The 6,058-nt window shown below is 57.2% G+C and carries 8 protein-coding genes and 1 pseudogene; 3 read left to right on the top strand and 6 right to left on the bottom strand.

Annotated features, from left to right (window positions below; translation table 11 throughout):
- Nucleotides 1-19 precede the first annotated feature (19 nt).
- The 3 genes from V6B97_RS10745 to V6B97_RS10755 form a co-directional block, all read right to left on the bottom strand.
- Nucleotides 20-307 carry a hypothetical protein gene (locus V6B97_RS10745; RefSeq protein WP_333506505.1) on the bottom strand — a complete coding sequence of 96 codons (288 nt, stop codon included), beginning with the start codon at nucleotides 305-307 and terminating at the stop codon, nucleotides 20-22.
- A 9-nt stretch (nucleotides 308-316) separates the two neighbouring features.
- Nucleotides 317-592 (bottom strand): hypothetical protein, encoded by a 276-nt coding sequence (locus V6B97_RS10750; RefSeq protein ID WP_333506506.1) that lies wholly within the window; start codon nucleotides 590-592, stop codon nucleotides 317-319.
- Between the two features lie 418 nt (nucleotides 593-1,010).
- A complete protein-coding gene (locus V6B97_RS10755) occupies nucleotides 1,011-1,997 on the bottom strand; it encodes an AAA family ATPase (RefSeq protein WP_333506511.1) in 987 nt (328 codons plus the stop codon).
- Nucleotides 1,998-2,067: 70 nt separating this feature from the next.
- Between V6B97_RS10755 and V6B97_RS17435 the strand changes: the two genes are divergently transcribed.
- Both V6B97_RS17435 and V6B97_RS17440 read left to right on the top strand, forming a co-directional pair.
- Complete coding sequence (locus V6B97_RS17435) at nucleotides 2,068-2,304, top strand: CopG family ribbon-helix-helix protein (RefSeq protein WP_271370966.1); 237 nt, start codon at nucleotides 2,068-2,070, stop codon at nucleotides 2,302-2,304.
- Nucleotides 2,294-2,602, top strand: a complete 309-nt coding sequence (locus V6B97_RS17440; RefSeq protein WP_442935479.1) for a type II toxin-antitoxin system RelE/ParE family toxin — start codon at nucleotides 2,294-2,296, stop codon at nucleotides 2,600-2,602. The genes V6B97_RS17435 and V6B97_RS17440 overlap by 11 nt, the downstream gene beginning before the upstream one ends.
- Here the strand turns inward: V6B97_RS17440 and V6B97_RS10760 are convergent.
- From V6B97_RS10760 to V6B97_RS10770, 3 genes are all read right to left on the bottom strand, one after another.
- Nucleotides 2,577-2,942: a hypothetical protein gene (locus V6B97_RS10760; protein ID WP_333506507.1), complete on the bottom strand. Its 366-nt coding sequence runs from the start codon at nucleotides 2,940-2,942 to the stop codon at nucleotides 2,577-2,579. The two genes, V6B97_RS17440 and V6B97_RS10760, sit on opposite strands and share 26 nt — an antisense overlap.
- A gap of 2 nt (nucleotides 2,943-2,944) precedes the next feature.
- Nucleotides 2,945-4,216, bottom strand: a complete 1,272-nt coding sequence (locus V6B97_RS10765; RefSeq protein WP_333506508.1) for a hypothetical protein — start codon at nucleotides 4,214-4,216, stop codon at nucleotides 2,945-2,947.
- A gap of 71 nt (nucleotides 4,217-4,287) precedes the next feature.
- Complete coding sequence (locus V6B97_RS10770) at nucleotides 4,288-5,001, bottom strand: ERF family protein (RefSeq protein WP_333506509.1); 714 nt, start codon at nucleotides 4,999-5,001, stop codon at nucleotides 4,288-4,290.
- 480 nt (nucleotides 5,002-5,481) lie between these two features.
- Here V6B97_RS10770 and V6B97_RS10775 point away from each other — a divergent pair.
- A pseudogene (locus V6B97_RS10775) lies at nucleotides 5,482-5,931 on the top strand (restriction endonuclease); the annotation flags it as partial.
- Between the last annotated feature and the right edge of the window lie 127 nt (nucleotides 5,932-6,058).

The raw sequence follows: 6,058 nt of genomic DNA on the forward strand, positions 1-6,058 counted from the left end.
CCCTCATTTGAGGGGCTCGTTACTCTCCGTCCTTGAAACGGTAGTGTCGCTGTATCCTGTCTCCGGCCTGTCGCCAGAGTTCCTGCACAGGGTCGCAGTCGGTGCATTCCGGAGCTTCAATGTGCTGTGTGCGCATCTCACCCCTTGGAGTAGAATCATCGAGGAACCCTTTCCACTCCGTGATGATCAACTGTTGCGCTTCGGCTCGTGCTCTCCAGTGGGTGGCGAGCACATCAAACTTTTTCCAGTGGACAAGGTGTATTTCATGTTCGCAGCTGTAGATGCGTAATTCCTTCAGAGGGTCCATGTCTGCCTCCTAACAGCCTTGTGTGATGTGGAATGCCATGTGGTCGATCTTGTGGGACGCCCGGAACCACATCTCCAGCACGGGGTCTTCGGAGCGGCACTGAGCGCAGGCGATGGTCTGGATGACCCGCCCTTCGACGGGGACTCCAGAGGCATCAGCGCACCATGTGCAGATTCTGAGAGCGTCCTTGCAGGCTTCAGCCCGCCAGTAGAGGTAGTCGTTGCCACGGGGTGTTGGCCTGACGAGTTCGATGGAGTGGGAGAAGGGGAAGGTCTGTGGTGTCATGAGTAACTCCTCGCGTGGATCCTTTTTGGCACACGATCGTTCCAGATTTCAGAGTTGTGCGGACAGAATTAGACAGAGGGGAGCTTGGACTTGCTCATGTCGGGCTGGTAGCCTTTGCGGAGCTTGTCCAGAACCCGATAGCGAAGCTCTTCAAAAGGGCTTGCGCAGCGGCAGCGTCCGGTTGTGAGGACGTGCTCCTGTGCCTTTTGACCATAGCGAGCCCAGCGAAGGGTGATGCCGTCCTGAGTCGTGGCAGCGCTCCAGAACTTCCACCCATGGGATGTTGGCTTGTCGAGATGGACATAGATGGGGTGTCGAATAAGAAGGCTTGGGTCTTTGTGTGTTGTTGCCAGCAGGTTATCCAAGAAATCCGCAAGGGGAGCGGTCGCATCCAGTGGTGCGGTAGGGCCGCTCCCGTCTACTCCCCCGTTGCGGCATGCTGCGGGAAGAGGCGTTGCGCCAACTCGTGCAGGGTGGTCCGGGTGTCCTTGCTGGCCTTGAAGCCCAAGGCGCGATCAAAGGCGTAGGTAAGCGGCTGGATTCCTTGGCGAGCGAGAGGTTGAAAACGAATGGTAAGATCAGCCCAGCGTAACAGCGTTCTGGTCGAGAAGGTGACCTCGATGCTGTGACCATAGGTTGTTCCGTTTTCCCCCATGAAAAGACGCCTGACCTCATTGGCGTAGTCCACCATCCTCGTCCTGATGTCCTTCGGCAGCATCGGTGCCCTTCGTTCCAGCAACGCCATCTCGGCTTCCGGGGCTGGGTACGGCATTTCGCACAGCCAGAATCGATCAAGGAGCGCAAGATTCTGGCGTAAGGTGCCCTGATAGAGTCCCGTGTCGTCGGAGCCGCCATTGGTGTTGGCAGTGGCTGCGAACCTGAACATGGGGTGGGGGGTGATGATCTCTCCACCATTCTCGGGAATGCAGAGGGGTTCTCCGTCGAGGATGCCGTTGAAACCTGTGGCGGTAGCCGGTTCCAGCAGGTCTATCTCGTTGAGAAGCAGAATCCCGCCATGCCGCATAGCCAGAGCCAAAGGGCCGTACTGGAACTCCATGCTTCCGTCCCGGACAGACAGGTGGCCCACGAGGTCGGGGAACTCCAGCCTGCCATGCCCGGTCACATCGAACACCGGGTAGTTGAGACGGGCTGCCAGTTGCTTGATGGCGCTGGTCTTGCCACTCCCCGTGGGACCGAACACGTACAGCGGGTCTGAGCTGTCCATGAGCCATACGACGATGTCCCGGCTGCACTCATGGAACACATAGTCCGGGTCGATGTTAGGGGTGTGGGCACAGGGCTTGTCGAAGCCCTTGATGATACGCCCTGATGGGGTGCCGCTGAAAACGGCTCCGGCGTCGAGGTCAATGATGGTCGAGGGAACACTCTGTGAGAGCGTAGACATGATGGTCTCCTGTGGGTTTGACGGTGGTGCAAGAGATGCGTATTCTGTTTGCAATACGGAGGTGGCACGCATGCCAACGACAATCCGATTGGATGAAGACACGCTGGCGAGGCTGGACGCAGTTGCTGCTTCGTCGTCCAGCACCAGATCAGCGGTCATCAAAGATGCTGTGGAGCAGTACCTTGAATATGACGCATGGTTCCGGCAGCAGGTTGCCGTAGGGCAGCAGGCGTCAAGGAATGGGGATGTGGTTGCACACGATGAGGCCAAGGCCCGTATCCGGGCACTCGGTGTGCATGTCGATTAGCTGGACCACTCCTGCCTTGCGTGATGTGGAAGAGGCGGTTCGCTATCTGCAGCGAGAAGACGCGGGGCTGGCGCAGATGATTGCGGATAGGATCTTTGCGGGAGTATCCATCCTTGAGCGTTTTTCGTGCGCGGGGAAGCTAGGCAGGGTGGCAGAGACAAGGGAGATGCGAATTCGCGATACTCCCTACATCCTCATCTACGAGATTGGTGCAGAGGGGCCTGTCATTTGCGCGTTCTGCATGAGCGTCGCGAATGGCCGAGCTACGCGGGTTAAGCAAACTGGATTTCCCGCATGATGCGCACGTCGAATGGGTTGTCGTACATCCAGCCCGTGCTGACGTTGTCGTCGTGATCTTCTCCGATGCGGAGGAACAGGTACTCCTCTCCGTCTAAAGAGGTGACGAACCTGTTGAGAAAACCCACCTCGGTGAACTCATCGTACCACTTGATGGTTTCCCAGAAGTAGAGGACACCGCCGCTATCCGTGTCCGTGCCTTGCAGAGCCGACTTCAGAAAGCGTTCAATATTCTCATAGATCGTAGTCGGCATGGTCTGCCTGGCCGCTACGAGAGCTTCATTTAGTCTGGTGGCCGCTGCGCCTGAGAGGCACAGCGCCACATCGCTTACGTATCCCATGGTCATGCTCCTTTGGTGTTGATGGGGCTGATGGTCAACCGTTCATGCTGGGCGCCTGTCTTGCGGCAACGCGAGAGGAGTGCCTCAGTCGCCTGCTCGTCATGTGTGAGCTTTGTGACCTCCTCCTTGAGCATCGTCTGGTCCAGCGTACTTCTGCCCGGTACGGCTGCTGTCTTGAACCGGTAGTTGCCCGCTGCTATCCAGCCCGGTGATTGAGAGGACGCAGCGCTTGTCAGGCGGTGCCATGTGCTGCGCAGGGTGTCCTCCATCTCTGCGATGTCCCCTTCCAGAGATCGCTTCCGTTCCTTCAGCTGTGTCAGCTGGGCAAGATACTCGGCGTACTCATCGTCTAGGGCGATAGGTTCGCCGTCTTGGCATACGGGCTTGAACTTGGGGCAATCGCCGTTGGCATCGCACCAGTCGCATAGAGGATGAAAGCCTTGGCATGTCGGCACGTCATCGAGTGACAAACTGCCCGTGGCCACGGTCTGCATGGTTTGCCAAAGGGTTGCGGCTGTGCGCAGGCAGACTCCAAGCATGTTCCGATCAGGTGGATAAGGCCCGAAGGCCTTGGCATCCGACATGGCAACGGAAAGCACGTAGCCTTCGATGGCAATTCGTTCGGGCGAGTCTGGTAGATCGATCTGGAACAGTAGGTATGCAGCCTCCGGAAAGGTCTTGCGACTGAGGACGAGATGGCCGGATGCGTCCCGCACGCTGAAGCACGGTCGATTCCAACAGGCATGCAACAAACCTATTTGGCCGTAGAGCTGTACCTCGTTGGCTGTATAGAGGGTTTCAGGCAGGCGCTGGTTGCTCTTGAGCTCCCAGACCTGAATACAGGGCTGCGGGTTCAATCGTATAAGCGTGAGATCGAGATGCGCTCTGATCGGGACGCCATGGAAGGCTGCTGCAATTTCCAGTTGCGGGATGAAGGTATGCCCGGCGGCGGACAGTGCCTCCATGATGCCCTGCTCCTGCCAGTGACCACGTTGCAGTGTCAGCAGACGTTTGAGCGCAGGCGTATTCGTGGGACCGGAAGTGCTCAGCTTGCGTGCGACAGCTGATCGCAAACACTCGACCGCATGCCCTACATCCGACATGCCGATGTAGGCACTCCGATTGCCCAGCTGGCTTTGTGTCGCCTGAAGGCTATGCGCGTGAAGTGCGGTATGCAGCACGTCGAGAGGTGCCTCAGAGGGCGGTGTGTTGTGGGTGAGGAGGGAGGCTGGAGTTAGTTCACCATCATGAGGTTGCGTGCTCTTGGTATGCATGCGTTGCTCCATACGAATGAAGCGGGGAGAGCCGTATGGCCCTCCCCGCTTCATGTCTGTTGATACCGTGTTCAGTCAGCATAACGCCACCAGACCTTTCGCTCCGGGTTCCAGCGAAAGCCTGCTGCCCCAAGAAGTTGCTTTCTGGCAGACGTGTTGCCGGACGCCACAACGCAAAGACGGCCATCCTGCGTGGTGGCCGTCGTGTAGGTTACCCCATCCAGCTTTGGCAGCGATGCTAAGGCCGGGTGTAGTGCCTTGTCTGGCGGCATGGGGCGTGACTCGGGAGCCGTTGCTTGTACTACGTGCGGTGTTGAGGCTTTTCCTTCCGCCTTTTGGCGGGGCTGACGTGCTGTGCGTGGCTTGGCAAACGTATCGCGGGAAGCAGCTTCGCCGTCGTCATCGTCCTCCGTCACCATGCCAAGCATAGCCGAGAGCGCGTAGCGACGGGCATAGGTCATGGCGCTGCCGTATCCTTGCGGGTCTGCCTTAGGCAGGGGCATGACCAGCAGCGACGACTGCCACTGGCCGGATTCCGCATGCGTGAGCTTGGTGACGAGACCGAGGTGCCCAGCCTCTGCCGGTACCGGGTACTGGGTCACCCAGATGCCATTGGCCAGTAGCGCATCCCGGCAGGAATCCATGACGGAGTTGAGTGTGGCGTAACGCGATTTGGCGAACGGATTTTCTCGGTTCTTGATGGCCGGTTGCAGGGTGTGCTGAACGGCAATGAGGGCCTTGGCGAGGTCGGTGACCTCAGGGGAGGTGTACTGAGGGGTGTCCATAGCGTCTCCTTGGAAAGCGAAACGCCCTGATACGCGGGGTATCAGGGCTGATGGCTGGAATAATTCCCTAGTTTCATTACTGTAATATATATCTGAAAAAATGATGAATGATGCGCCCTCTTCATATTAGTCGATAAAGATTCCTAAAATACACGTCGAAGCACCCCTTGAGATTGCGTATAGTCGCGGGCTTATATGCCAAGTTAACTTGCTGCCTTATCTTAAGAAAAAAACAAAAGCAGTCGGCTTTCTGGCGGATGATGCCAGAACAAGCATAATCTGCGGGGCCTGCTTCGTCTGGCCCCAAGGTCTCTTCATTTGTTCCGCTGCTGTGTCGTAGTATGCCGTTGAGGCTACCCGTGTCGCTTAACCACGTGGAGATACGATTGCATTTTTTCTTTCATCCTTTTAATCCTTTGCACAAACCGGTTGGACGAGTCTGCGTCTATATCTGTCTTCTCGGTGCAAAGGAGCTGCTTCATGCCCAACCCCTTTTTTGAACGCCCAATTCTCAATTCTCCCTATGAATACCCCTCCCGCCACTGGGAACTCGATGAGACTGGGCAGCCTACCCAACAGATTATCGAATCGCGGCGCAGGGTGTCGTTCATTACCCCCATTCCCAAGCCGAAGAAGCAGGGGGGGCAGAAGCAGTACTCATTGGGCATTGATGAAGGCAAAGGGCTGTCGACTGACGGGCAGCGCTACGATGCGACTTCGACCATCAATGAAATCCGGAATCAGGTTGATATATGGCGCAAACTTCCCAGCCCTAGTCAGTGGCAGGTCACTCCTACGACGGCCCGCTTGCTGCAACACTGGCGTTTTCATCAATTCAGCGGTATCCGCCCGTTCTTTTGTCAAGTGGAGGCTGCCGAAACAGCCATCTGGCTTACTGAGGTCGCACCGAACACTCCTTACGGAAAAAAGGGGTCTTCGACGTTAGCTGTGGAATTCACGCCTCCAAGAGTTGGGTGATGGGCGCTCCGATCAGGTAGATCATGGTGATGAAGGTTGTTACGTTCCGATACCCTCTGGCCCGCGAGCGAGCAGCCTG

Origin of the sequence: Nitratidesulfovibrio sp. 1201_IL3209 (assembly GCF_036763125.1) — a bacterium.
Taxonomy (GTDB): domain Bacteria; phylum Desulfobacterota; class Desulfovibrionia; order Desulfovibrionales; family Desulfovibrionaceae; genus Cupidesulfovibrio.

What these genes read in the sequence shown, in the direction of transcription:
- V6B97_RS10745 (WP_333506505.1), bottom strand. Translation starts at nt 307, where the DNA reads ATGGACCCTCTGAAGGAATTACGCATCTACAGCTGCGAACATGAAATA.
- V6B97_RS10750 (WP_333506506.1), bottom strand. Translation starts at nt 592, where the DNA reads ATGACACCACAGACCTTCCCCTTCTCCCACTCCATCGAACTCGTCAGG.
- V6B97_RS10755 (WP_333506511.1), bottom strand. Translation starts at nt 1,997, where the DNA reads ATGTCTACGCTCTCACAGAGTGTTCCCTCGACCATCATTGACCTCGAC.
- V6B97_RS17435 (WP_271370966.1), top strand. Translation starts at nt 2,068, where the DNA reads ATGCCAACGACAATCCGATTGGATGAAGACACGCTGGCGAGGCTGGAC.
- V6B97_RS17440 (WP_442935479.1), top strand. Translation starts at nt 2,294, where the DNA reads ATGTCGATTAGCTGGACCACTCCTGCCTTGCGTGATGTGGAAGAGGCG.
- V6B97_RS10760 (WP_333506507.1), bottom strand. Translation starts at nt 2,942, where the DNA reads ATGGGATACGTAAGCGATGTGGCGCTGTGCCTCTCAGGCGCAGCGGCC.
- V6B97_RS10765 (WP_333506508.1), bottom strand. Translation starts at nt 4,216, where the DNA reads ATGCATACCAAGAGCACGCAACCTCATGATGGTGAACTAACTCCAGCC.
- V6B97_RS10770 (WP_333506509.1), bottom strand. Translation starts at nt 5,001, where the DNA reads ATGGACACCCCTCAGTACACCTCCCCTGAGGTCACCGACCTCGCCAAG.